We start from the raw sequence: 24,352 nt of genomic DNA on the forward strand, positions 1-24,352 counted from the left end.
CACCTCCTCTGCGCTTACACAATGTATTTTCTTTCATTTTGAATTTCAATGAATTTTTCAGTTTTACTTGAGCATTCAGTGATTCAGCTCAGCTGGCCTTGTTGTTCCAAATATACAATTTAAAATTATTGCAAAGAGGTGAAATTCGCTGAATCAGATTGTGAAAGATATTGTAGACTCAAGGGGTGAGGCGGGGCCATAAGGCCTGGATAGCAAGGTGCTATGCAGTATTTCTGATGCTTCTCGACGCACTCGTGGTTGCCGACCAAGGGCAACGTCGGCCACCGTGAGTGCTGCTGGCAAAAATGTGCCAGACAAAACCCAATTATGGTGCGTTTGGCCGTAAGCAGAGCGATCGAGGCTGTGGAGCAATCTCAGCAAGACCAAAGCGCCGGCGGTTAGCCAATCCCTTGGAACATTATAAGAACAAATTTGGCTAACCGGTTTCGTAATCATCTGATAATGCTTATGCTTCGTAGGCCCTCCGGGCCCACCACATCACCCCTTCACCCCCGATGAAATCATGATCGCCTCCGTCACGCGGCGCTGAAAAATGATGTAGGCGATGATGACGGGGAGGGCGGCGAGCATGGCGACGGCCATGAGGCGGGCGTAGGCGACGCCGAAGGCGTCGTTGACCTGGGTGATGCCGACGGGGATGGTCATCATGTTTTCCGAGGTGACCACGAGGAACGGCCAGAAGAAGGCGTTCCACACGCCGATGAAGGTGACGATGGCAAGGGCTGTGGTGATGCCCCAGTTGAGCGGCAGGAAAACCCTGAAGAGAATGGTGAATTCGCCGCCGCCGTCGAGCACCACGGCCTCGCGCATTTCCTTCGGCACGCTGTCGAAGAACTGTTTGTAGACGATGATCACAACAGGTGCGATCAGCTGCGGCAGGATGATGCCGGCCCAGGTGTTGATGAGGTTCAAATCCTTCATCAGGATGAATTGCGTCACGACCAGTGTCTGCGCCGGCACCATGAAGCTTGCGAGCACCACGCCATAAAGAAGGCCGCGGCCGGGAAATCGGATCTGCGACAGCGCATAGGCGCAGAGCACCGAGATGAACAGCACCAGCACCGTGACGATGACCGCCGTGCCGACCGAGTTGAAATACCAGGTCATCAGCCGCGTGTTGAAGATGGCATCCAGATAGGCCTGGAGGCGAAATTCGTCCGGCAGAAGCGAGGTATTGCCGGCGACGTTCTCGTCCGAGCGGATCGAGGTCACCAGTGTCCAGTAGAGCGGAAAGATCCACACAAGGGCGGCTGCAAGCGTCAGCACCGAAAGCACCGCGTTTTCGACGCGCCGCGGCAGGCTCTTGGCTGGGCGCCGCACCTGGGGTTGGCTCTGGATCTGGCTCATCTGTTCCTCCTGATGCGCAGCAGTTGGAATTGCAGGACGGAAATGATGACGATCAGCAGGAAGACCACGGTTGCGACCGCGGACGCATAACCGCCATTGTTGGACTGGAAGGCCTCGCGATAGACCTTGAGCAGCAGCACATAGGACGAGTTGAACGGGCCGCCGCCGCTTAAGAGATAGATCTGGTCGAAGATCTTCAGCTGCAGGATGAGTTGCAGCGTCAGCACCAGCGCCGTGACCGGCCATAGCAGCGGCCAGGTGATGCGGGAAAACTTTTGCCAGGTGGTGGCGCCATCCAGCGATGCTGCCTCGTAAAGCTCAGCCGGCACATTGCGCAGGCCTGCCAGAAACAGCAGCACGTTGAACCCGTTGGTCCACCATATCGTAACCACGGCCACCGATGGCATGACCCAGTAGGGGTTCTTGAACACGGCAACCGGTTTTCCCGAGATGAGCGCGATCAGCGGCTGCAGAATGCCGAACTGCAGGTCGAGCATCCAGGCCCAGATTTCGGTCACCACCGAGACCGGCAGCACATAGGGCATGAAAAACAGCGCCATCACCAATGTCTGGCGCGCACCCGACAGGCGGCTGATGCCAAGCGCGATCAAAAGGGCGATGGCGGTGGTGGGGATGACAGTCAAGGCGACGAAATAGGCGTTGTTCTTGAGCGAGATGGTAAAGAGCCGGTCGCTGAGCAGCTTGGTGTAATTGTCAAAGCCGATCCATTGGCCGCTGCCGATCAGCGGCGCATCGGTAAAGCTCAGCTGGATCATCTTCAGCATCGGATAGAGAAAGAAGATCGTGAAGGTCACGATGAACGGGGTCACCATCGCCAGCGCGACGAGGGATTTTTTTCGCCGGTTCTCGATCATCGCCATGGGCAAATCTCCTGGCCGCCGGTTCTGGCGTGTGCGGTTGCGTGGAAAAAATGGCCCTGCGGCTGCGAAGGGAAGCCGCAGGGCCGCCCGTCACTTCAGCTTGTCCTGAAGCTCGAGCTTGATCTGCTCCACGGCATCTGTTCCGCTCATATAACCCTGGATAGCCGGCGCGATGACGTTAAGTGCAGCGTCATAGGCGGGAGAGGCAACGCCGGTGATGCGGGTCTGCGGATCAAAGGCGGCAGCCTCGGCAAGCGTTGCATAGGTGGCGTTCGGCTGCATGGCCTTGTAGTCGGCGCCTTCGGTCACGGCCTTGTAAGCCGGGATATGGCCGGCATCGGCCCAGCCGATCGCGTGTTTTTCCATCCAGCCGATGGCTTTCATCACGGCCGCGCGCTTTTCGCCGGATACCGTCTTGTCACCTTCATTGGGAATGGCAAAGGCGTGGGAATCGGCCCAGGTGGCGCGCTTGCCCATGAACGGCGGCACTTCCACAGCACCCCATTTGAAGCCCAGCTTGCCGCTCTTTTCCAGATCCTTGAAGGTCGGCACTTCCCACACGCCATTCAGCTGGAAGGCAGATTTTCCGGCGGAAAACAGCGCGACGGACGCCTCATATTCCGCCTGTTCCGGCGAAAGGCCCTTTTCGCGCCAGGCGCTCATCGTGTCGATGGCTTTGGCGGCCTTTGCGGCATTGTCGCCATCGAGCACCTTGCCATTGGTCACAAACTCGCCGCCCTGTTGCGACAGCAGCGTATAAAACACGCGCCAGACGCCACCATCGCCACCGGACTGATAGGTGAGGGGGGTGGGCACGCCCTTTTCCTTCAACCAGACAAGCGCCTTGTTGAAATCCTCGAGCGTCTTGATGCCGGTCAGCGTGCCGTTGCCATCGATGTAGGGCGAGCCCTTCAGCAGGTCGGCATTGTAATAGAGGATCAGCGCGTGGATATCGAAGGGCACGGCATAAAGTTTGCCGTCCTGGGTTGCCGCCTTGATCGGCGCCTCGAAGAAGTCTTCCTTCTTCAGCCCGGCATTGGCAAGGTCGGCATCGGTAATCGGGCTCAGCACCTTTTCCTCGATGCCAAGCGTGGCGCGCGAGAGGTGGTAGGTCATCACATCAGGACCTTCGCCGACGGCGGACGCCGTGCGCACCTTGGTGTAGAAGGGCACGCCCCATTCGAGCGTCGTGCCGCGAATGCGGATATCGGGATGTTCCTTGTTGAAGGCATCGATCAGCGCCTTCATGCGCACGCCGTCGCCGCCGGAGAGAAAATCCCACCAGATGATATCTTGCTGCGCGGCGGCCGGCAGCGCGGCAAGGCCGAGCACGGTGCCCAGCAACAGGCTCTTGATCAGTCTCATCATCATCACTCCTCCCAGGTTTGTCTTCATCGCCCGCTGTTGTCGCGGGCGCCTCAGGCACTGCGAAAAACGCCTCCCCGCGTTTTAGCGCAGCCGCCGGCCTTCACCATTAAAGACCAGCACATGTTTTGGATCTGCCGACAGGTGTACCAGCGTACCGTCAAGGCGGTCGCGCGATCCCTGTCGCTGCACCACAAGTTCCTTGCCGCTGGCGGTGCGGGTATAGAGATAGGATACGTCACCCAGTTCTTCGGCCACATCCACCGTCACGGCGAGGCCTGGGGCGGACCCGATGCGCAAATGCTCCGGCCGGATACCGATCTCGACTGCGCTGCCGATGGCCGTTATGTCCGCCATCTCCGTCTCGAACGGGTGGTCGCTGCCTTCCACCGAAAGCGTCACGCGCGAACCGGTGCGGGCGGTAATCCGGGCGCCCAAAAAGTTCATCGCCGGCGAGCCGATGAAGCCCGCCACGAAACGGTTATCGGGATCGTCGTAAAGCACGAGCGGCGGGCCGGCCTGCTGCAGGTGGCCGTTCTTCAAAACGAAGATGTGGTCGGCGAGCGTCATCGCCTCCACCTGATCATGCGTCACGTAGATCATCGTGGCGCCCAGCTGCCGGTGGAGGCGCGTCAGTTCCAGCCGCATCTGCACCCGCAGTTCCGCATCGAGGTTGGACAGCGGCTCGTCGAACAGAAACACTTTTGGCTGGCGCACTATGGCGCGCCCGATGGCGACCCGCTGGCGTTGCCCACCCGACATCTGCGAGGGCTTTTTCTGCAGATGTTCTTCCAGCTGCAGGATGCGGGCGGCAGCGCCGACGCGGGCCTTTACCTCGTCCTTCGGGCGGCGGGCCAGCCGCAGGCTGAAGGCCATGTTTTCAAACACGGTGAGATGCGGATAAAGCGCATAGTTCTGGAACACCATGGCCACCTGCCGGTCGGCAGGCTCCACGGCCGTCACATCCCGCTCATCGATGGCGATCTGGCCGCCGCTTGTTTCCTCCAGCCCCGCGATCATGCGCAGCAGGGTGGATTTTCCGCATCCCGACGGGCCGACGAACACGGCAAAGCTGCCCGTCGGGATCTCCATGGAGACATCCTCGATCGCCCGGAACGATCCGAACGATTTGGCGACGCTGGTCAGACGGACACCCATCCCCGCCTCACTGAACGCTGAGGCGTATGACGTGGTAGGACAGCGGCGCGACGGACCCTTTAAGTGCCCCGTCCTCCATGCCAAGACCCTTGCCGGGGCCGGGCACGATCCGGTCCGGTTGGTCCGGGCCATTGCCGGTGCGCAGGTCATGACCTTCATAGGCGATGTGGAGCGAGAGGCTTGTGCCGGTAAAGCCGGTCAGGAGAACGTCGAGGTCCGCGGCTTCCGTCAGGTGGCGGTTCAGCACGAAGAGGGTGATCATGCCTTCCTCGACATTGTGCACACCGGCCACGTCGAGATATTTGACGTCGTCAGCGGTCGCGCAATCGTAGGTCGGGCAATCCACCGCAATGTTCAGCGCATCGCCGCGTCCGTAAAGGGAGGCGAACTGGTAGGGGTAATAGATCGTCTGGCGCCAGGCAGGACCGTTCTTTTCGGCGCGGATCGGCGCGATGACGTTGACGAGCTGGGCGATGCAGGCGATGCGCACGCGGTCGGAACGGCGGATGAACTCATTGAGGAGGCCGGCGACGAACAGCGCATCCTCAAAATTATAGGTTTCCTCCAGCAGCGCCGGCGCTTCCGGCCAGTCCCAGGATTTGATGCGGCGGCCGTCTTCCTCGCGAATGTGATACCAGACGTTCCATTCGTCAAAGCAGATATGGACGTCGTTGGTGGCGCGTTTCTTGGCCTTCACGTAGTCGATGACGCCGCCGATCGTCTGGATGTAACGGCCGGTTTCCTCGATCTTGCCAAAGTAGTTCAGCGTGTCGTGGCTGGTATTGCCGAAATATTTGTGCAGCGAGATGTGGTCGACATTCTCATAGCACTCTTCCAGCACCTCGCGTTCCCATTCGGGGTAGGTCGGCATGCGGTCGTTGGAGCTGCCGCAGACGATCGCCTCGATGGTGGGGTCGAACCCTTTGAAGGCTTTTGCCGTCTCGTTGGCAAGGCGGCCATATTCGACAGCCGTCTTGTGGCCGATCTGCCAGGGGCCGTCCATCTCGTTGCCGAGGCACCACATCTTCACGCCATGGGCGTTGGCGCCATGGCTCTGGCGCAGGTCGCTCCAGGCGGTGCCGCCGGGAAAGTTGACATATTCGAGGAAGTTGCGGGCATCATCCAGACCGCGCGAGCCGAGATTAACCGCGAGCATCATGTCGATGCCGGCCATCTGCGCCCACGTCGCAAACTCGTTGATGCCGACCTGGTTGGTTTCCTTGGAGCGCCAGGCAAGGTCGAGCCGCACCGGGCGCTGGTCCCGCGGGCCGATGCCATCTTCCCAGCGATAGGCGGAAACGAAATTGCCGCCGGGATACCGGATGGCCGGGATCTTGAGGTCCCGGACGAACTGCAGCACGTCCTTGCGAAAACCGTTTTCATCCGCATTGGGGTGGCCGGGCTCATAGATGCCGCCATAGATGGCGCGGCCCATATGTTCGATGAACGCAGAATACAGGCGATCGTCGATGCGCCCAATCCGGAAATCCCGGTGGACGGAAATACGCGTTTTCATGGGGTCTCCTCCCGAGACAGTTTGTATCTGAAATATGGATACGAACTTTATTTTGTGATATTATTGGCGGGAGAAAACGGCCTTGTCAACGCAAGAAATCATACTTTTGGAAAAGGTGCTGGCGCGGTTGTGCGCGTGTCAGCCAGCGGTTCGCAGGCGCAGCAGAATGTCCTGATCGTAATTGCCAAAGCCGCGCCCAAAAATGTTGAGCCCGCCCGGATGGCGTGCCTCTGCCTTCACCTCGATGCGCAGGCGGATCGAACGGTGATCGGAAAGGGCAAGGTCTTTCAGGGTGATGCCGGAAATCCGGTTGCCATCGACAAACGAGCCTTCCTCGGTGATCCGCCAGGTTTTCAGCATGCCATATTGCGAGCCGGAAAGCTTCCACCAGTCGGGTGTGTAGGTGCCGCGCTTGTCGCCGAAATCGCCGGGCGAGGTCCAGTCGCCAAGTTCCATGCCGTTGACGGAAAGCGTGATGTCGGAGGGCCAGTTGCTGTGCGTGCCCGGCACTTCGGAACTCACCTCCATGGCAAATTCCATCTCGGTGATCGTCCTGCCCTGGATCTTGGCATTGTTGGGGAACTGGTATTCGACATAGCCGGACGTAAACCAGAGAAGGGCGGCCTTCATGCGTTCCGGGTCCATGAACGTGTCGGGCACGTCGAGGAGGCCGATAATACCGTCGGGCGAACAGATGCCGCACGGCCCGGTGACGGAGCTTTGGGTGTAGAGACCCAGCGGCATGGCAACGGTGATGCGGTTGGACTCGGAGGCTTTTTCCGGCTTGTGGAAGGAGATGATCAACTCGTCGCAGGTGGCAAAGCAGATCTTCTGGCTGCCTTTGCGGGCCTTTTTCGTCTCGGTGCGCAAGAGACCGGCGGCTTCGAGCGCTGCAACGCTTGCCGAGACGGTTGATTGCGGCAGTGCCAGCTTTTCGGCAATTTCATTGACGTTTAGGCCGCCTGCCTCATGCAATGCCTTGAGGATCTGTACGCGCACGAGCGAGGCCGCCGCTTTCAGGACTTCAAAATCCTTCTCCGCGTCGATCAGCAGGAAATTGGGTGTCATCAGGCATCTTTCTGGCGGGATTCGGTATGTATCTGTGTTCGGGATATAAATGCAGGGCCCGCGGTTGTCGATTGGGGGCGGGAAAAATGTCGGCCATCGACGGTATCTCTGAGATGATGATGCCGATGGTGCCAATAAAGGGATCTACAAGAAATCAATCGTTATTTCCGGGGTGTCTTTATTAAATTCTACTTTAATCCGGAAATGGAAACTCCCTTGAAGCAATCGAATGAAGCGACTTCTTTCGAGGCGACATCGCTATCATCGACGGCTGGTCCTGCAGGTTCCGTTGGTGCATCAAATGGGGAACGGGATGCTGGATTTAATGGGCAGAAGCGGGCGGGCCAAATTGAAGGCGCTCGATGGCGTCTCCGCCAATATCATGATTGCAGATGCACAGTTGAACATCCGCTACATGAACGAGGCGGTGCGGGGTCTCCTCAAGGAAGCGGAAAGCGACCTCAAGAAGGAACTGCCGGCATTCAGCGTCAGCACCCTTGTCGGCAGTAATATCGATGTCTTCCACAAGAACCCGCGCCACCAGCGCGATATGCTGGCGCGCCTGCAGACGGTCCACAAGGCGACCATCTGGATTGGCCAGCGCGCCTTCGATCTCACCGTGACACCGCTCAAGGAAGGCGCCCGTGTTGTTGGCTTCGCCGTCGAGTGGTTCGATGCAAAGGCACGGCTGCTCAATCTCGACTACCAGAACCAGATGGATGCCATCAGCCGAGTGCAGGGCATCATCGAGTTCACCCCGCAGGGGCACGTTGTCAGCGCCAACGAGAACTTCCTCACTATTCTCGGCTATCGCATGGAGGAAGTGCAGGGGCGCCATCATAGCCTGTTCGTTGCTCAGGATTACGCGGCAAGCCCGGCTTACACGAAATTCTGGGAAGACCTGAATGCCGGCATGTTCCAGGTTCAGGAATTTACCCGCATCGGCAAGGGCGGCAAGGTGGTGGTCATCAACGCCTCCTATAATCCGATCAGGGACGTCAATGGCAAGGTCTCCAAGGTCGTCAAGTTTGCAACGGACGTGACGGAGCGCATCAACGCTGTCACCATGATCGGCAATGGCTTGACGAAGCTTGCGACCGGTGACCTGACCTGTCAGATCGAACGGCCTTTCGCGCCCGACTTCGAAGCCCTGCGCCACAATTTCAACGATGCTCTCAGCCAGTTGAGCACCACGCTTCTGGCGGTGTCGCAATCGACGCAGGAGATCGATACCGGCACGATGGAAATCAGCCGCAGTGCTCAGGACCTCTCCAAGCGCACGGAACAGCAGGCGGCCTCGCTTGAGGAGACGGCTGCAGCGCTTGATGAAATCACCACCAATGTCACCCATTCCTCGCAGCGGGCGGACGAGGCGATGGCGGCCGCGGCCACAGCCAATAGCGGTGCCGTCAAGTCGGCCCGTGTGGTTGCGGATGCGGTGAGCGCCATGGCGCGCATCGAAAGTTCATCCGCACAGATTTCCAACATTATCGGGGTGATCGACGAGATCGCCTTCCAGACCAACCTTCTGGCGCTGAATGCCGGCGTGGAAGCCGCGCGTGCCGGTGAAGCCGGCAAGGGTTTTGCCGTCGTTGCCCAGGAAGTGCGCGAACTGGCCCAGCGCTCGGCGGCCGCTGCCAAGGAGATCAAGGGGCTGATCCAGAACTCCTCCAACGAGGTGGAAAGCGGCGTGCGCCTCGTCAGCGAAACCGGTGAGGCGCTGAAGGCCATCGAAGGCAATATCGCCGCCGTCAATGAACGCATCGAAGCCATTGCCAACGCCGCCAAGGAGCAGTCGGTTGCGCTTGCGGAGGTGAACTCGGCCATCAACCAGATGGACCAGATGACGCAGCAGAACGCGGCGATGGTGGAGGAATCCAACGCATCGAGCGGGGCGCTCGCCCATGAGACGGCGGCGCTGCGTGACCTTCTTGCCCGCTTCGTGCTTGGTGGACGCGCAGTAGATCGTGCTGCGCCAAAGGCGGGGTCAAGGCCGGTTGCCTCGGCTGAACGCCAACGCTATCGCGCCCCGCAGGTCAGTGGCTCCAACGCCCTGAAAAAGGAAGAATGGTCGGAGTTCTGACCGCAGTTCCTGCAGTCTGATCCCGCGCATATAAGGCAGTCCAGAAATGAAACGGCTCGCGGTGGAAAAACCGCGAGCCTCTTGCATAACGTTTCGGATCATGTCACAAGCTGACACACCAAACGGCGTCTCAGCCTTTAGCGCTGACCAGCGTCAGGGTGACAGGTTCGCCCGAGGGGGGTGGGTTGCCGACAGGGATCTGATCTTCGATCAGGTCGCGGGCCAGTTCAAAAATCCCCTGCGGATCATCGCCGGCGTTCTCGTCGAGCGTGTCCATGGCGTTAAGGTAGATTGCCTTTTCGTCGTCGTGCGACAGGATGTTCTTCTGCACGAGACTGCTGATCAGCGATGTCAGCAATGCGGAAGTTGAAAGTGCGCTTGCTGAAGCGCAAAGAAATTCTGTTTCTGTTCGCATGATTGGGTCCCCGTCCAAAATCAATGGGGATAGTGTGTCAGTTCTCTCTTAAAAAGAAAAGTGCCGGCTTGGCCATTCGGTCAGGCTGGGGCTGGGAAATAGCGTAGCATTCGCTTTTTTCAAGCTTATTTTTTTGGCCTCTCAATTCGAGATTGTAGGGTTTTCGTTGCCCGAGCACCGCTTTGGTGACGTTGCAACAGCCTGACCGGATGTCCAGCGCCTCTTGCCTGCCGAGTTTTTGGCCGGTTGGTGCGGTGCGGAATGGACGATTTACCGCGACATCTGCCGTTCCTCCGGCGATAACACGGCGCCTCCTGGCATCCTGCCTGATCATCCCGTTTGCGTCCGATGGTCTGCCTCGGCACGCCCCTTCGGCACATCATGCGTCACTTCCGTAACTCGCTGGCAGCGACTGTATTGCCTGCCGTCTGACACGTCACGGAAGGGCAATCCAGTGCAGAGCACGCCTGCTTGGCGGGGACCACCACCGCTTGCCCAACTGTCTTTCGTATGTGTGCCAATTTGGTACATTCAGGGTGATGGTTGGGCGCTGGTCTTTCGAGACAGGCTGAGTTATGGCAGCGCCAGATCATTGGTGCCCATCACATGCTGCGTCTGTTTCTCTCCGTTTCCCTTCTTCTCCTCTCGGGCCTTGCCGCTGCTCCGGCCGTTGCGCTGGAGCCTTCGCCTGCACCGCATGCGCCAAAACTCCTTGAGCCGGCGCTTCGCCTGCCCGGATCGGATGAAAAGGGCAAAATACGCGTGGCACTGACGTTCGATGCCTGCATGGGCGAGGCCGACCAGCGGATCCTGTCGGTTCTGGTTTCCGAAAAGATACCGGCAACGATTTTCGTCACGGCGCGCTGGCTGCGCCACAATCCGCAGACGGTGGCTATCCTGCGTGCGCATCCGGAGCAGTTCGAACTGGAGAACCACGGCGAAAACCATGTGCCGGCGGTCGATGTGCCGATGTCGATCTATGGCATTGCGACTGCCGGCTCACCACAGGCGGTCGAACAGGAAGTGGCCGGTGGTGCCAGCGCCATGCAGGCGGCGGGGTTAGCAGCGCCACACTGGTTTCGTGGATCGACGGCCAAATACGATGCCTCGGCGATGGATCTCATCCATACGATGGGGTTTCGTATTGCCGGTTATTCGGTGAACGGTGATGGGGGATCATTGCTGGGTGCGGCCTTGGCCGAAAAACGGATTTCCACCGCACGCGACGGCGATGTGGTGCTGGCGCACATCAACCAGCCGACCCATGCGGCGGGTGAGGGGGTGGCGCGCGGTATACTTGCCCTGAAGCGCCGGGGCGTCACGCTGGTTCGGCTCTCGGATGTGGTGGGCCTGCCGGATGAAACCCTGACACACTAGGATGGACTGACGGTTCCCCTCGTGAAAACGGACGTGTTCGGCCTCAGGCGTAGGTCTCGCGTTGCGGCGAGGTTTCCTCTGTCCGCGCTTTCTCATCAAGGCGCTCGTAGAAGTCGGCGGCCTGCCTCTCGTGCAGGCGCAAACGCAGGCGCTCCACTTCGATTTTCGCCGTCGTATGCAGCAGCACCTTCAGCTCTTCGATCGACACGCCGTCCGCCTCGATCATCATCGCAATCAGTGGGTCAGCGGCCACCTCGCTGATCGTCAGATCTGTTTCCATCGGTCGTCCTCCTCGTTGTGGAGATACCCTGCCGATAGATTGCGACAAAAGAATATCACCGGCATGTCCGGCAGAGATTTTATGAGCCTGTCGAAAACGCTGTGCAAAACCAGAGGACGCTTTGCACAGGTCCCTGCTGATCGCGTGTGCAACCGTTGCCGCGGCGGGCTTTGCCGCTTTCACCTTCCTTGTGCGATCTGTGGATAACCTGTGGACAAGCGTTGAAGAGGAACAAAATCGTTTTCCATTTGTCCCGGTTTGTTCCGGCACCTCGTTCAGCCAGCTCCGCGACCTGTGGACAAGTTGCGGTTGTTGCCGAGCCCACTCCATCCTTGCCGCAGCTTGCATCGCGCATTTTTAATATATCGCATTCATCATGGAACGTGGAAGCGCCGTTGGCGTTGTGAGGCTGTTGAGGAGGGCGAAGGATGATGTTCAGGTTTTTTGATGGTCATCGCAGACCCGGCAATGCCGGTGAGGCGACGGGTGAAGCGACGGGCACGTTTGCCGATGGCCTTTTCCCCGCCCGTTTTTGCAAGGATCAGTCGGAAGACGTGTCCTTGCGGATGCGTGCGTCCTATACGCAGGATCTGATGGCGGCGCATCGCCTTGCTGCAGACCAGGCGCCCGTCTTTCACTGATCGAGACGTTGAGGGCAAGGCCCGCTAAAACTGTTTCTTTTGGCTGCCAATGATGCGCCGAAAGATGATTGTGCATCATTGTCTTGCACACTCAATGTCCTATATCTTCGCCGATCAATTGGTGCGGCGTGGGGAAATGGCATGTTTCGACGGACTGGGCTTTCTGCGTCCGATCTCGATCACTTATTTAATCTGTCTCCAAATCCGTATGTGATCCTCGATCCTGACCTCGTCATGGTGGGCATGAACGATGCCTATCTTGCGACGACGATGAAAACGCGCGAGGCGCTTCTCGGGCGCAAGATGTTCGATGTGTTTCCCAGCGATCCGCAATCGAACAGTGGTCGCATGTTGCGCCAGTCTTTTGACAAGGTGCTGGCGACAGGGCAGGTGGATCACCTGCCGCTGATCCCTTATCCGATTGCCAACCTCGACGGCACGATGGAGGAGCGCTTCTGGAGCGCCACCCATACGCCGATCCTCGGCGAAGCCGGCAATGTACGGCTGATCCTGCAGCATACGGTGGATGTGAGCGAATTGCATCGCCTGCGCCAGTCTGTGTCGGCGCCGTCGGATTGGCGCACCGAGACCGACGTGATGCGCCGCGCCGATGCGGTACAGGGCGAAAACCTGGCGCTGGGGCAGGAGCGTGAATATCTGCGCGGACTGTTTGAGCAGGCGCCGGGTTTCATGGCGGTGCTGCGTGGGCCGGACCATGTGTTTCAGATCGCCAACGCCTCCTACCAGACACTGGTCGGGCGCGGCAATCTCATCGGTCGGCCGGTCAGGGAGGCACTTCCGGACATCGAAGGCCAGGGGTTCTACGAGCTTCTCGATCAGGTGTATGGCAGCGGCGAGGCCTATAGCGCCCACGGCGCGCGCCTCAGCCTTCACCGCGCCGGCCACGGGACGGAAGAACTGTTTCTCGATTTCATCTACCAGCCTCTCAGAGATGCAGAGGGAACCGTCACCGGCATTTTCGTGCAGGGCCATGATGTCACGCAGCTGAAGCGGGCGCAGGATGCGGCGCAGGAAAGCGAAGACCGTTTTCGCACGCTGGCGCAATCGCTGCCGAACCATGTCTGGACGGCCACTGCCGGCGGCGAACTGGAATGGGCCAACCTTGCCATGCGCCGGTATCTTGCCAAATGCGAGGGTGAGGACGGGCTGCCCCAGATGAGGGAATGCCTCCACCCTGACGATATTGATCCGATCCGCAAAGCCTGGATGGCGGTGATCGGCTCCGGTGCCGATTTCAACGCGGAGATGCGGCTGCTCTGCAAGGATGATGGTTTCCGCTGGTTCATCAGCCGTGCTGTCCCCATCCGCAACGCGGGTGGCGACATCGTGCGCTGGGTCGGCACCAATACCGATATCGAGGAGCAGAAAAAAACCGTCAGCCGGTTGGAAGACCTCGCCACCACGCTGGAAGGCCGGGTGGAAGAGCGCACGGCCGAACTTGTGAAGACCCAGGAAGTGCTGCGCCAGAGCCAGAAGATGGAAGCCATCGGCAATCTGGCCGGCGGCATCGCGCATGACTTCAACAATCTCCTGCAGGTCATCACCGGCAATCTCCAGCTTCTGGCCAAGGATATCACCGGCAACGAGGCAGCCGAGCGGCGCCTCGGCAGCGCGTTGTCGGGCGCGTCGCGCGGGGCGCGGCTTGCCTCGCAGCTGCTCTCTTTCGGCAGGCGCCAGCCGCTGGCGCCGAAGGTCGTCAATCTCGGCCGGCTGGTGCGGGAAATGGACCATCTCATCCGCCGCAGCCTTGGCGAGGCCATCGAGATCGACACGATTGTCGGCGGTGGGTTGTGGAATACGCAGGTCGATCCGTCCAACGTCGAGAATGCGCTGCTCAATCTTGCCATCAATGCGCGCGACGCCATGGACGGGCGCGGCCGCCTCACCATCGAGCTGGGCAATGCCTATCTCGATGACCATTATGCCCAAAACGCCTTCGACGTGGTGGCGGGGCAATATGTCATGCTCGCCGTCAGCGATACCGGCTCGGGCATGCCGGCAGAGGTTCTGGCCCGGGCGTTTGATCCCTTTTTCACCACCAAGCCGGAAGGGAAGGGCACCGGGCTTGGTCTTTCCATGGTCTATGGGTTCGTCAAACAGTCCGGCGGCCATATCAATATCTACAGCGAGCTTGGCAGCGGCACGACGGTGCGCATCTATCTGCCGCGCTCCATGGAAGCCGAGGATATCCTGACGGAAGAAGTCGGCGGCAGCGTTGCCGGCGGCAGCGAAACCATTCTCGTCGTGGAGGATGACGAGGCGGTGCGCGATATCACCGTCAGCCTCCTCTCCGAGCTTGGCTACAAGGTTCTGAAGGCCCGCGATGCCGATAGCGGTCTTGCCATCATCGAAAGCGGCGTATCGATCGACCTCTTGTTTACCGACGTGGTGATGCCCGGGCGCTTGAAAAGCAGCGAGTTGGCGCGCAAGGCCAAGGAGCGGCGCCCCGATATCGAGGTGCTGTTCACCTCGGGTTATACGGAAAACTCCATCGTCCATGGCGGCCGGCTGGATCCGGGCGTCAATCTTCTGAGCAAGCCCTATGCGCGTGAAACGCTGGCGCGAAAGATCCGCATGCTGCTCGACAAGGCAAAGGAGCGAGCGCCGCAGATGGAAACGGCAACGACGACCGGCACCGGTGAAACAGGCGGCCCGCCGCCCTCCATTCGCGTTCTCCTGTGCGAGGACGAGGCGCTGATCCGCATTTCCACCGCCGATTACCTGCAGGATTTCGGCATGACGGTGGTGGAGGCCGGCAATGCCAAGGAAGCGCTGGATGCCGTCGATGGCGCTGCCATCGATATTCTCGTCACCGACGTTCACCTGCCTGACATGAACGGTCTCGACCTGCTTCACCGCATGCGCGAAACACATCCGACGCTGCCGGTGATCTTTGCGACCGGCGACATGCATGTGCCGGGCTCGGAAGGCCTGCACAAAGCAAGCCTGATCACCAAGCCTTATGATTACGACCAACTGGCCAAGCGCATTCGCGATCTCGTGGGCGAAATCCGCCGCTGAACCAAACGCACCTCTCGCCAGCCCTTTGGCGGGAGGTTCTTTTTTGATCCCGAAAGGCAGATCCATCGATGTTCAGGCAGGGTTTTGATCCGCAACCGACCCTAGATGGCAAGACGATTGCCATACGGCCGCTGACAGTCGAGGACTGGGACGGCCTGTTTGCTGCGGCCGGACACCCCGCCGTCTGGGCCGGCCATCCCGCCAGCGACCGTTACACGCGTGAAAAGTTTGAGCCCTATTTCGGGCTGTTGCTGGAAAGCGGCAGCACCGTTGCCGTGATCGACCGGGCAAAAAATGTCATCATCGGCTGCTCGCGTTATTATCCGGCCCCGGACCGGGAGGACAGCCTGTCGATTGGCTATACTTTCATCAACCATGACTATTGGGGTGGCCGCACGAATTTCGAGCTGAAGCGGCTGATGCTCGACCATGCATTCGAGCATTATGACGAGGTCTGGTTCCACATCGCGCCGACCAATATCCGGTCTCAGAAAGCGGTCGCCAAACTTGGTGCGGAAAACATGTATGAGACGGTGTTGAACCTCTCCGGCGTGCCTGCCGCAGCCTTCTGTTTTCGCCTCGCCAAAAACGCCTGGCTGCTGCATCGCAAGATGCACGATGCTGCTGAATAAGGGAGTGGCTGAGGGGAGATAGAGCCACCGGTCTTAAAACCGATGGCCCTATTGTCGTCAGAGCTTCGCGCCGTTTTCCTGGATCACCTTGGTCAGGCTGCCGTCCGCTGGAAAGAGCGGGATCAGGCAGGCCTGGAAGGCGTGGTAGATATCGCCCTTGCCGGGAAACAGCGTGTTGGCGGGCACGAGATCTTCCGTCAGTTCCTCAAACCAGCCGCCGTGATCGCGGTCGATGAAACTCTTCTCGATGACAGACCAGATGCGGCGGTAGCTGTCTTCGTGGAAGCTGCCACCGACATGGGCGTTGAGGAAGTGGGCGGCACCGGCTGCCTCGCACATCGGCCACCACAGCTTGCTCTTCTTTTCCGGCACATCCTGCCAGTCGAGCGTGTAGAAGAAGCCGCCTTTGTCCGCGTCCCAGCCGAGCGTCATTGAACGTTCGAACAGCGCGGTTGCCGCTTCCGGCATCCAGGCATGCGCCTTGCCGCCGAGCGTATAAAGCTGGAGGAGGAGGCGGGCCCATTCCAGCCAGTGGCCGGGCGTGGTGCCGGCCGGGCGGAACATCTCGTTTGGATGGTAATAGCTGCGGTCGACCACCCATTCCTCGGAAAAGTGTTCGGCGACGCGAAACCCTTCCTCGCGGGCACGCCGGTTGATCAGCAGGTCTGCGATCCGCTCGGCTTTTTTCAGGAAATGGCTTTCACCGGTTGCCTCGAAGGCGGCCATCAGGCTTTCGGTGAGGTGCATGTTGGAGTTCTGGCCGCGATAACCGGCAACCGGCTGCCAGTCTTCCGAAAACTCTTCCGCGATCGCGCCATGGCGCTCTTCCCAGAATTTCGTCTCGATCACCTCGGTGATATCGGCCAGCATCCGGTCGGCGAGCGGATGACCGATGACCTTGGCGGAGGAGGCGGCGAGCAGCACGAAGGCGTGGCCATACCCCTGTTTGGAGGCATCGGCCGCACCATGGTCGTCCGCCTGCCAGAAATAACCACCGTTCTTTACGTCGCGGTGTTTTTCCCAGAGGTAGCGCATGCCGTGATCGACCACGTCGGCAGCACCGGGCCGGCCGAGGAGATCGGCAATGGCAAAACAATGCACCATGCGCGCGCTGGCATGAATGCCACGGGCGGGATTATCGGTTGTAAGCGGTACTCCCGCCCGGTCGAGGTCATAAAAGCCGCCCTTCGGATTGATGGCCCGGGCTTGGAAAAAATCCATCAGGCCTTCCGCCTCGGCCAGCAGCCAGTGACGGTGATAGGGGCGATCTGCCCAATGGGGGCTCAGTTTTCCGGCTGCGATCATAAGGACTCCGAAACGACGACGTGTGAAACTGGACGGGATGGAACCGGAATTTTCTATACCGTCCGCCCGCTCGTCTGTCATGATGAAACGATGAAGGCTTGGCCGGATTCGGTGTCGACGCCATTGGGATTGACCGGCTGTTTCGGCCGCCAGTTCCGCTCTTTTGAAGAAGACAACGGTCTATCGTGTTCTTCTTGCTCCACATTGACATAAAGATATCTTTATGTGATTAAACGGAACGATAAAATTCAGGCTGGAGGAAAGCGCCCATGTTCGAACATCTCTTCGGTGCCGAAGGTGCGCAACGCAACGGCGGGGACATTTTCGAAGCGCTGGCCAAGGCCGCGCGCGAACGCATTCTCATTCTCGACGGCGCCATGGGCACGCAGATCCAGGGGCTGGGTTTTGACGAGGACCATTTTCGCGGCGATCGCTTTCTCGGCTGCGCCTGCCACCAGCAGGGCAATAACGACCTCCTGATCCTCACCCAGCCGCAGGCCATCGAGGATATCCATTACCGTTATGCCAAGGCCGGTGCCGATATCATCGAGACCAACACCTTCTCGTCCACCCGCATTGCGCAGGCGGATTATCAGATGGAAGGCGCCGTCTACGACCTCAACAAGGAAGGGGCGCAGGTGGTGCGCCGTGCCATCGAGCGGGCCATGCGCGAGGATGGCAAGCGCCGTTTCGTCGCCGGCGCCATCGGCCCGACCAACCGCACCGCCTCCATCTCGCCTGACGTCAACAATCCCGGTTACCGCGCCGTGTCCTTCGATGACCTGCGCCTTGCTTATGCCGAGCAGATCGACGGACTGATCGATGGTGGCGCCGACCTTATCCTGATCGAGACGATTTTCGATACGCTGAACGCCAAGGCGGCGATCTTTGCCTGCGAGGAGCGTTTTAAGGAAAAGGGCATCCGCCTGCCGGTGATGATCTCGGGCACGATTACCGACCTCTCCGGCCGCACGCTGTCTGGCCAGACGCCGACCGCCTTCTGGAATTCGGTGAGCCACGCAAAGCCCTTCACCATCGGCTTCAACTGCGCGCTCGGCGCCGATGCCATGCTGCCGCATCTGCAGGAAGTCTCGGCTATTGCCGATACGTTTGTCTGCGCCTATCCGAATGCCGGCCTGCCCAACGAATTCGGCCAGTACGACCAGTCACCGGATGACATGGCCCGTCAGGTCAAGGAATTTGCCCGCGAGGGCCTGATCAACGTCATCGGCGGTTGCTGCGGCTCGACGCCCGAGCATATCGAGGCGATTGCCGAAGCTGTTTCGTCGTTTGAGCCGCGCAAGGTGCCGGAGCGCCGCTCCTTCATGTCGCTGTCGGGGCTTGAGCCGTTCACGCTCACCAAGGACATTCCCTTCGTCAACGTCGGCGAGCGCACCAATGTCACCGGCTCGGCCAAATTCCGCAAGCTCATCACGGCGGCCGATTATACCGCCGCACTCGCTGTTGCCCGCGACCAGGTGGAAAACGGCGCGCAGATCATCGACATCAACATGGACGAAGGCCTGATCGATTCCGGCCGCGCGATGGTGGAGTTCTTGAACCTCATTGCCGCAGAACCCGATATCGCCCGCGTGCCCGTGATGATCGACTCATCCAAGTTCGAGATCATCGAGGCCGGCCTTAAATGCGTGCAGGGCAAGTCGGTGGTCAATTCCATCTCGCTGAAGGAAGGCGAGGAAAACTTTGTCCGCCAGGGCCAGCTGATCCGCCGTTATGGCGCTGCCGTCGTGGTGATGGCGTTTGACGAGCAGGGGCAGGCCGATACCTATGACCGCAAGGTGGAAATCTGCCGCCGCGCCTACAAGATCCTGACCGAAGAGGCGGGCTTTCCGCCCGAAGACATCATCTTCGATCCGAACATCTTTGCGGTCGCGACCGGCATCGAGGAACACAACAATTACGGCGTCGATTTCATCGAGGCGACGCGCACGATCCGCAAGGAAATGCCGCTCGTTCACATATCCGGCGGCGTGTCGAACCTCTCCTTCTCGTTCCGCGGCAATGAGCCGGTGCGCGAGGCCATGCATGCGGTGTTCCTCTATCACTGCATCCAGGCCGGTATGGACATGGGCATCGTCAACGCTGGCCAGCTGGCGATCTACGAAAACATTGATGCAGAGCTGCGAGAGGCCTGCGAAGACGTGGTGCTGAACCGCCGGCCTGATGGCACGGAGCGGCTGCTGACGGTTGCCGAACGTTATCGCGGGGCTGCCGGCAAGGAGGCCCGGGTGCAGGATCTTTCCTGGCGCGAATGGCCTGTCGCCAAGCGCCTCGAACATGCGCTGGTCAACGGCATCACCGACTATATCGATGCCGATACTGAAGAGGCCCGTCTTGAGGCGGACCGCCCGCTGCATGTCATCGAGGGACCGTTGATGGCCGGCATGAATGTTGTCGGCGATCTCTTCGGATCGGGAAAAATGTTCCTGCCGCAGGTGGTAAAATCCGCCCGCGTGATGAAGCAGGCCGTGGCTGTGCTTTTGCCCTACATGGAAGAGGAAAAGCGCCTGAACGGCGGCGAACAGCGCAAATCCGCCGGCAAGGTGCTGATGGCGACCGTGAAGGGCGACGTCCACGATATCGGCAAGAACATTGTCGGCGTCGTGCTCGCCTGCAACAATTACGAGATCATCGACCTCGGCGTCATGGTGCCCGCCACAAAGATCCTCGAGACGGCGATTGCGGAAAAGGTCGATGTCATCGGGCTCTCCGGCCTCATTACGCCGTCGCTCGATGAAATGGTGCATGTGGCCTCCGAAATGGAGCGGCAGGGTTTTGACATTCCGCTGTTGATCGGTGGCGCCACCACCAGCCGCGTCCATACGGCCGTGAAAATCCATCCGAAATACAATGCCGGTCAGGCGATTTACGTGACCGATGCCAGCCGCGCTGTCGGTGTCGTGTCGAACCTTCTCGCCGAAGGCGGCCGCACCGACTACGTGGAAAACATCCGCGCCGAATATGCCAAGGTCGCGGCCGCTCATGCCCGTTCGGAAGCCGACAAGATCCGCCTGCCGATCGCGCGTGCCCGCGCCAATGCGCAGAAGGTGGATTGGGCAGCCTTTGAGCCGAAGGCGCCCTCCTTCCTCGGCACCAAGGTTTTCGAGGACTATTCGCTGGAAGACCTCGTTCCCTATATCGACTGGACACCCTTCTTCCAGACCTGGGAGCTGAAGGGCCGTTATCCCGCCATTCTCCAGGACGAGAAACAGGGGGAAGCCGCGCGCCAGCTGTTTAGCGATGCGCAAGCGATGCTGAAAAAGATCGTCGAGGAAAAGTGGTTCCGCCCTCGGGCCGTCATCGGCTTCTGGCCGGCCAATGCGGTGGGCGACGATATCCGCCTGTTCACCGACGAGAGCCGGAAAGAGGAGCTGGCAACCTTCTTCACCCTGCGTCAGCAGCTTTCCAAGCGTGACGGGCGGCCGAACGTGGCGCTTTCCGATTTTGTCGCACCTGTTGACAGCGGCAAGGCCGATTATGTCGGCGGTTTCGTGGTGACGGCCGGCATCGAGGAAGTGGCGATTGCCGAACGGTTCGAACGTGCAAACGACGACTATTCTTCCATCCTCGTCAAGGCGCTGGCCGACCGTTTTGCCGAAGCCTTTGCCGAGCGCATGCATGAACAGGTGCGCCGCGAGTACTGGGGATATGCCGCCGGTGAAACGCTTTCGCCTGAGGACATGATCTCGGAAACCTATGCCGGCATCCGCCCGGCACCCGGTTATCCAGCCCAGCCCGACCACACGGAAAAGCGTACGCTGTTTGATCTCCTGAAGGCAGAAGACACGACCGGCGTGGTCTTGACAGAAAGCTATGCCATGTGGCCCGGCTCCTCCGTCTCCGGCCTCTATATCGGCCACCCCGACAGCTATTATTTCGGCGTCGCCAAGGTCGAGCGCGATCAGGTGGAAGACTATTCCCGCCGCAAGGGCATGGCGGTGGCAGAGATCGAACGCTGGTTGGGGCCGGTGCTCAATTACGTGCCGCAATCGGCAGAGGTTGAGGAGGATGCGGCGGCGTGAGCAGGGCAGCTTGGCGCCAACCGTTGGACAGTGTTGCCTTCCCCGGTCCGGGGAAGGAGGGTTCTGGAAAAAACCGTTAGGCCAGCAGCGTCTTCAGGCAGCCTTGTAACGCTCGATCCGCTCGAGTTCCTCGCGCAGATGAGCGGCCTCGATCTTGAGATCGTAGCTGGCCTGCAGGTTCGTCCAGAATTCCGGCGACGTGCCGAAGAACTTTGCCAGTCGAAGCGCCGTATCCGTCGTGACCGGCGCCGTTTCCTTGACGATGCGCTCGATCCGGGTGCGGGGCACGCCGAGCTTCTTTGCCAGCGCGCCAGCGCTCATATCGAGTGGCAGAAGATAGTCTTCAAGCAGGATTTCGCCCGGATGAACCGGCGGCAAGATATCCGTCATGGCTCAAGCCTCCTTCCAACGCTGCCTTGCTCAGTGATAGTCGACAATCTCAACCTCATCTGCACCGCCATCTTTCCAGATAAAACAGATACGCCATTGATCGTTGATCCGGATCGAGTATCGACCGGCTCTATCGCCTCTCAACGCTTCCAGACGGTTGCCGGGAGGAGACCGCAGATCGTCCAGGACTGTGGCAGCATTGATCATTGTCAGCTTTCGGATCGCAGCCTTCACGATATCTGACGGAAAACCCTTTGGCGCCCGCCCTGCCGCGACGCTTTCAGTTCGGGTATCGCGAAAGGAACGGATCACGCTGCACCCGATCAGTTTTGTATCGTGCGATGATACATATCATGGCGGTCAGCGGAGGCCAAGCCCGGTAGCTGCTACGTAGGGTCCACCGGGGCCGTAGGGAATTAGTGCTGTAGCGTCATTCTGTACCAGAAGAGGCTTACAATGCTTGCCGTTTCCATCTGTCCGACAGCACGCGGTCATCGATCACGAGAACCAGCAGGATTTCGGTGTCGATGAGGGGCACGTTTCGCCGCGCGTCATGGCCAGGATTGCGTCGGTTTCAAGCCCTGTTCCGGCATGGCCGCGTAAGCTGTCAAACCGGCTTGGTGGCAGTGTCTGTTCGGCGTTGGCCAGCACGGCGCTTCCATCGTCCGCGCGGTGGAAATTGACTTTGCTGCCGGGGGCAAGACCCAGAAGATCGCGCACCCCTTTGGGAATCGTCACTTGTCCCTTTGCAGTTATCGTCTTCGCCATCGCATGCACCGTGCAATAGCAGTTTTGATTGATGTACTCCCTGCGGGCTAGAGCTTCAAGGCGAACGAAATGCAGGGCGCGTTCCTCACGCTTCCACCCGCACCAGAACCGCTGTTGTATCGTCGCACTGCTTGAAGCGCGGATATTTTAGGCCATCCGGGTCCACCTCGCTTTCGAGATGGCGAAGCTCTGCGACCAGCGAGCCAAGGCCGGCGGTGGCGGCGCGTTGGATGAGGGTGGCGGGGTCATAGGCGCCGTAGAGGCTGACGAGATCGGCAAGGCCGTCCGAGCAGATCACGGCGGTTGCGCCCCCCTGAAGGGGGATGGATTGGCGTACCAGATGGTCGGCGGCATCAGGCACGAGGCCAAGCGACCAGACCCAGCCGTCCGGTGTGTTCTGGCGCTCGCGGTTGCGGCGCAGTTCCGCAAGCGTCTCCGGGTCGCCAAGCGCTGCACCGGAGGCTCCGATGCCGCCGACGCGCTCCACATGTCGGCGGGCGGCAGCCTGTTCTCGGGCGAAGGCATCGGGCAGCGCGGTGATGGTTTCCGCACGGCCATGGTCATGCAGGACATAGACGACACTGTCGCCGAGGCCGAAGAAGTCCAGCCCGTCATCCGTCACGCGAAGTCCGGCGAGCGCTGCGAGCGGCCAGGCATAACGGGGTTGTTCTCCGGCGGTCGCATCGAAGATTTTTCGCGCATCGGTGCTGATGCGGCGCAGCAGATCCGAAACCGCCATATCAGGGGTCAGTTCGACGGCAAGCCGCCGGGATGCGTATTCGGCGATCCAGGCGGCATCGCTGCCATAGTCGGTCATGAACTGCCGGTCGCCAAGCCCGGTCGCGCCATCCACCACGAAGGCTGCGGTGCGGTTGAAGCCAAAACGGTCTTCGTTGGGGCGGCCGGGCTTGCCGGCATCGGAGAGGGTGGCGATGACGTCGAGGCTATAGGTCATGCGATGCTACTCAAAACGGTCGATGATGCTGATGCCGCTTTCGCGAAACGTGTCCATGGCCGGCAGCGCCTCTGCGGCATCGGTGAGGCTGATATGGCGGCCGATCAGCTTTTCCGGCGAAAGCTGCCCCGTCTCGATCATGGCGAGCATGGCATCGTATCGCCAGGCCTGCATGCCGTGGCTGCCGTAGATTTCCAGCTCATGCGCAATCACCCGCCCCATGGGGATTTGCGGCATGGCGTGATCGGCCAGCATCAGGCCCACCTGCACGTGACGGCCGCGGCGGCGAAGGTTGGAGATGGAATTGCAGCAGGTCTGCGGATGGCCGAGCGCATCGACGGAGACATGCGCGCCGCCGCCGGTCGAATCCCGAACGGCCTCGGCCACGTCGGTCACGCTGCGGCTATTGATCGTCACCTCTGCACCGAGTTCGCGCGCCAGCGCCAGCTTGTCGTCCGCAATGTCTATGGCAATGACGCGAGCCCCAAGCCCGCGGCCGATCATGATGGCGGAGAGGCCGACGCCGCCGCAGCCGTGAACCGCCAGCCATTCGCCACCCTTGAGGCGACCCTGATCCACCACCGCACGAAACGAGGTGGCAAAGCGGCAGCCAAGGCTTGCGGCCGTGGCATAAGACATCGCTTCCGGTAACGCGACGAGGTTCTGCTCGGCATGGTCGATCGCGACATATTCGGCAAACGATCCCCAATGGGTAAAGCCCGGCTGGAATTGCGTTTCGCAGACCTGCTGGTTGCCGGAGCGGCATTCGTGGCAATGGCCGCAGCCGGAAACGAAGGGCACGGTCACGCGGTCGCCCACCTTGAAGCGGCGCACGTCGCGTCCGGTAGCTGTAATCACGCCGGCAAATTCGTGGCCCGGCACGTGCGGCAACGTGATGTCGGTGTCATGGCCCATCCAGCCATGCCAGTCGCTGCGGCAAAGCCCGGTCGCCTTGACCGCGATCACCACGCCATCGTCGGACGGTGTGGGATCGGGCAGGGTGGCAACCTTCGGTGTCTCGCCGAACCGTTCGAAATAAAGTGCGCGCATCCTGCCGTCTCTCTT

General features: G+C 60.1%; 21 protein-coding genes. 6 read left to right on the forward strand and 15 right to left on the reverse strand.

Annotated elements, in window-relative coordinates; translation table 11 throughout:
• Nucleotides 1–498: 498 nt before the first annotated feature.
• From AC4CWH_RS03990 to AC4CWH_RS04015, 6 genes are all read right to left on the reverse strand, one after another.
• Nucleotides 499–1,368, reverse strand: a complete 870-nt coding sequence (locus AC4CWH_RS03990) for a carbohydrate ABC transporter permease (RefSeq protein ID WP_491320486.1) — start codon at nucleotides 1,366–1,368, stop codon at nucleotides 499–501.
• Nucleotides 1,365–2,249 (reverse strand): carbohydrate ABC transporter permease, encoded by an 885-nt coding sequence (locus tag AC4CWH_RS03995; protein ID WP_491320487.1) that lies wholly within the window; start codon nucleotides 2,247–2,249, stop codon nucleotides 1,365–1,367. The genes AC4CWH_RS03990 and AC4CWH_RS03995 overlap by 4 nt, the downstream gene beginning before the upstream one ends.
• A gap of 90 nt (nucleotides 2,250–2,339) precedes the next feature.
• Complete coding sequence (locus tag AC4CWH_RS04000) at nucleotides 2,340–3,614, reverse strand: extracellular solute-binding protein (protein ID WP_491321347.1); 1,275 nt, start codon at nucleotides 3,612–3,614, stop codon at nucleotides 2,340–2,342.
• Between the two features lie 84 nt (nucleotides 3,615–3,698).
• Nucleotides 3,699–4,772 carry an ABC transporter ATP-binding protein gene (locus tag AC4CWH_RS04005; RefSeq protein ID WP_491320488.1) on the reverse strand — a complete coding sequence of 358 codons (1,074 nt, stop codon included), beginning with the start codon at nucleotides 4,770–4,772 and terminating at the stop codon, nucleotides 3,699–3,701.
• 7 nt (nucleotides 4,773–4,779) lie between these two features.
• Entirely contained in the window at nucleotides 4,780–6,288 is a 1,509-nt protein-coding gene (arfA, locus tag AC4CWH_RS04010; protein WP_491320489.1) for an arabinosylfuranosidase ArfA, read from the reverse strand.
• Between the two features lie 138 nt (nucleotides 6,289–6,426).
• The gene (locus AC4CWH_RS04015; RefSeq protein ID WP_491320490.1) at nucleotides 6,427–7,356 is read right to left on the reverse strand and encodes an ArsR/SmtB family transcription factor; all 930 of its coding nucleotides are present in this window, start codon (nucleotides 7,354–7,356) and stop codon (nucleotides 6,427–6,429) included.
• A 313-nt stretch (nucleotides 7,357–7,669) separates the two neighbouring features.
• Between AC4CWH_RS04015 and AC4CWH_RS04020 the strand changes: the two genes are divergently transcribed.
• On the forward strand, nucleotides 7,670–9,439 hold the full coding sequence (locus AC4CWH_RS04020; RefSeq protein WP_491320491.1) for a methyl-accepting chemotaxis protein: 1,770 nt from the start codon (nucleotides 7,670–7,672) through the stop codon (nucleotides 9,437–9,439).
• Between the two features lie 130 nt (nucleotides 9,440–9,569).
• Here AC4CWH_RS04020 and AC4CWH_RS04025 read toward each other — a convergent pair whose 3' ends face one another.
• The gene (locus AC4CWH_RS04025; protein ID WP_491284348.1) at nucleotides 9,570–9,770 is read right to left on the reverse strand and encodes a hypothetical protein; all 201 of its coding nucleotides are present in this window, start codon (nucleotides 9,768–9,770) and stop codon (nucleotides 9,570–9,572) included.
• Nucleotides 9,771–9,891: 121 nt separating this feature from the next.
• Nucleotides 9,892–10,188, reverse strand: coding sequence for a hypothetical protein (locus AC4CWH_RS04030; protein WP_491320492.1), 297 nt, complete (start codon nucleotides 10,186–10,188; stop codon nucleotides 9,892–9,894).
• A gap of 272 nt (nucleotides 10,189–10,460) precedes the next feature.
• Here AC4CWH_RS04030 and AC4CWH_RS04035 point away from each other — a divergent pair, with 272 nt between their 5' ends.
• Entirely contained in the window at nucleotides 10,461–11,231 is a 771-nt protein-coding gene (locus AC4CWH_RS04035; RefSeq protein WP_491320493.1) for a polysaccharide deacetylase family protein, read from the forward strand.
• Between the two features lie 43 nt (nucleotides 11,232–11,274).
• Here AC4CWH_RS04035 and AC4CWH_RS04040 read toward each other — a convergent pair whose 3' ends face one another.
• On the reverse strand, nucleotides 11,275–11,511 hold the full coding sequence (locus AC4CWH_RS04040; RefSeq protein ID WP_491320494.1) for a hypothetical protein: 237 nt from the start codon (nucleotides 11,509–11,511) through the stop codon (nucleotides 11,275–11,277).
• Nucleotides 11,512–11,939: 428 nt separating this feature from the next.
• Between AC4CWH_RS04040 and AC4CWH_RS04045 the strand changes: the two genes are divergently transcribed.
• The 3 genes from AC4CWH_RS04045 (at nucleotide 11,940) to AC4CWH_RS04055 (ending at nucleotide 15,826) form a co-directional block, all read left to right on the forward strand.
• A complete protein-coding gene (locus AC4CWH_RS04045; RefSeq protein WP_491320495.1) occupies nucleotides 11,940–12,152 on the forward strand; it encodes a hypothetical protein in 213 nt (70 codons plus the stop codon).
• 141 nt (nucleotides 12,153–12,293) lie between these two features.
• Entirely contained in the window at nucleotides 12,294–15,194 is a 2,901-nt protein-coding gene (locus tag AC4CWH_RS04050) for a hybrid sensor histidine kinase/response regulator (RefSeq protein ID WP_491320496.1), read from the forward strand.
• Nucleotides 15,195–15,262: 68 nt separating this feature from the next.
• Complete coding sequence (locus tag AC4CWH_RS04055) at nucleotides 15,263–15,826, forward strand: GNAT family N-acetyltransferase (protein WP_491320497.1); 564 nt, start codon at nucleotides 15,263–15,265, stop codon at nucleotides 15,824–15,826.
• Between the two features lie 57 nt (nucleotides 15,827–15,883).
• Here AC4CWH_RS04055 and AC4CWH_RS04060 read toward each other — a convergent pair whose 3' ends face one another.
• Complete coding sequence (locus AC4CWH_RS04060; protein WP_491320498.1) at nucleotides 15,884–17,131, reverse strand: AGE family epimerase/isomerase; 1,248 nt, start codon at nucleotides 17,129–17,131, stop codon at nucleotides 15,884–15,886.
• 269 nt (nucleotides 17,132–17,400) lie between these two features.
• Here AC4CWH_RS04060 and metH point away from each other — a divergent pair, with 269 nt between their 5' ends.
• The gene (metH, locus tag AC4CWH_RS04065) at nucleotides 17,401–21,174 is read left to right on the forward strand and encodes a methionine synthase (RefSeq protein ID WP_491320499.1); all 3,774 of its coding nucleotides are present in this window, start codon (nucleotides 17,401–17,403) and stop codon (nucleotides 21,172–21,174) included.
• Nucleotides 21,175–21,267: 93 nt separating this feature from the next.
• Here the strand turns inward: metH and AC4CWH_RS04070 are convergent, their stop codons facing one another.
• The 5 genes from AC4CWH_RS04070 to AC4CWH_RS04090 form a co-directional block, all read right to left on the reverse strand.
• Nucleotides 21,268–21,564: a HigA family addiction module antitoxin gene (locus tag AC4CWH_RS04070; protein WP_491284356.1), complete on the reverse strand. Its 297-nt coding sequence runs from the start codon at nucleotides 21,562–21,564 to the stop codon at nucleotides 21,268–21,270.
• A 30-nt stretch (nucleotides 21,565–21,594) separates the two neighbouring features.
• A complete protein-coding gene (locus AC4CWH_RS04075; RefSeq protein WP_491320500.1) occupies nucleotides 21,595–21,876 on the reverse strand; it encodes a type II toxin-antitoxin system RelE/ParE family toxin in 282 nt (93 codons plus the stop codon).
• Nucleotides 21,877–22,062: 186 nt separating this feature from the next.
• Nucleotides 22,063–22,332 carry an AbrB/MazE/SpoVT family DNA-binding domain-containing protein gene (locus AC4CWH_RS04080; RefSeq protein WP_491320501.1) on the reverse strand — a complete coding sequence of 90 codons (270 nt, stop codon included), beginning with the start codon at nucleotides 22,330–22,332 and terminating at the stop codon, nucleotides 22,063–22,065.
• Nucleotides 22,333–22,417: 85 nt separating this feature from the next.
• Nucleotides 22,418–23,287, reverse strand: a complete 870-nt coding sequence (locus AC4CWH_RS04085; protein WP_491320502.1) for a protein phosphatase 2C domain-containing protein — start codon at nucleotides 23,285–23,287, stop codon at nucleotides 22,418–22,420.
• Nucleotides 23,288–23,293: 6 nt separating this feature from the next.
• A complete protein-coding gene (locus AC4CWH_RS04090) occupies nucleotides 23,294–24,337 on the reverse strand; it encodes a zinc-dependent alcohol dehydrogenase family protein (RefSeq protein ID WP_491320503.1) in 1,044 nt (347 codons plus the stop codon).
• Nucleotides 24,338–24,352: the final 15 nt, after the last annotated feature.

It is taken from the genome of Neorhizobium sp. PAMB6716 (genome assembly GCF_058242805.1).

Excerpts from the sequence above, each read along its gene's own strand:
- AC4CWH_RS03990 (WP_491320486.1), bottom strand. The coding sequence starts at position 1,368 with ATGAGCCAGATCCAGAGCCAACCCCAGGTGCGGCGCCCAGCCAAGAGC.
- arfA (WP_491320489.1), bottom strand. The coding sequence starts at position 6,288 with ATGAAAACGCGTATTTCCGTCCACCGGGATTTCCGGATTGGGCGCATC.
- AC4CWH_RS04085 (WP_491320502.1), bottom strand. The coding sequence starts at position 23,287 with ATGACCTATAGCCTCGACGTCATCGCCACCCTCTCCGATGCCGGCAAG.
- AC4CWH_RS04060 (WP_491320498.1), bottom strand. The coding sequence starts at position 17,131 with ATGATCGCAGCCGGAAAACTGAGCCCCCATTGGGCAGATCGCCCCTAT.
- AC4CWH_RS04015 (WP_491320490.1), bottom strand. The coding sequence starts at position 7,356 with ATGACACCCAATTTCCTGCTGATCGACGCGGAGAAGGATTTTGAAGTC.
- AC4CWH_RS04035 (WP_491320493.1), top strand. The coding sequence starts at position 10,461 with ATGCTGCGTCTGTTTCTCTCCGTTTCCCTTCTTCTCCTCTCGGGCCTT.
- AC4CWH_RS04070 (WP_491284356.1), bottom strand. The coding sequence starts at position 21,564 with ATGACGGATATCTTGCCGCCGGTTCATCCGGGCGAAATCCTGCTTGAA.
- AC4CWH_RS04050 (WP_491320496.1), top strand. The coding sequence starts at position 12,294 with ATGTTTCGACGGACTGGGCTTTCTGCGTCCGATCTCGATCACTTATTT.
- AC4CWH_RS04045 (WP_491320495.1), top strand. The coding sequence starts at position 11,940 with ATGATGTTCAGGTTTTTTGATGGTCATCGCAGACCCGGCAATGCCGGT.
- AC4CWH_RS04000 (WP_491321347.1), bottom strand. The coding sequence starts at position 3,614 with ATGAGACTGATCAAGAGCCTGTTGCTGGGCACCGTGCTCGGCCTTGCC.
- AC4CWH_RS04030 (WP_491320492.1), bottom strand. The coding sequence starts at position 10,188 with ATGATCAGGCAGGATGCCAGGAGGCGCCGTGTTATCGCCGGAGGAACG.
- metH (WP_491320499.1), top strand. The coding sequence starts at position 17,401 with ATGTTCGAACATCTCTTCGGTGCCGAAGGTGCGCAACGCAACGGCGGG.
- AC4CWH_RS04090 (WP_491320503.1), bottom strand. The coding sequence starts at position 24,337 with ATGCGCGCACTTTATTTCGAACGGTTCGGCGAGACACCGAAGGTTGCC.
- AC4CWH_RS04020 (WP_491320491.1), top strand. The coding sequence starts at position 7,670 with ATGCTGGATTTAATGGGCAGAAGCGGGCGGGCCAAATTGAAGGCGCTC.
- AC4CWH_RS04005 (WP_491320488.1), bottom strand. The coding sequence starts at position 4,772 with ATGGGTGTCCGTCTGACCAGCGTCGCCAAATCGTTCGGATCGTTCCGG.
- AC4CWH_RS03995 (WP_491320487.1), bottom strand. The coding sequence starts at position 2,249 with ATGGCGATGATCGAGAACCGGCGAAAAAAATCCCTCGTCGCGCTGGCG.
- AC4CWH_RS04040 (WP_491320494.1), bottom strand. The coding sequence starts at position 11,511 with ATGGAAACAGATCTGACGATCAGCGAGGTGGCCGCTGACCCACTGATT.
- AC4CWH_RS04055 (WP_491320497.1), top strand. The coding sequence starts at position 15,263 with ATGTTCAGGCAGGGTTTTGATCCGCAACCGACCCTAGATGGCAAGACG.
- AC4CWH_RS04080 (WP_491320501.1), bottom strand. The coding sequence starts at position 22,332 with ATGGCGAAGACGATAACTGCAAAGGGACAAGTGACGATTCCCAAAGGG.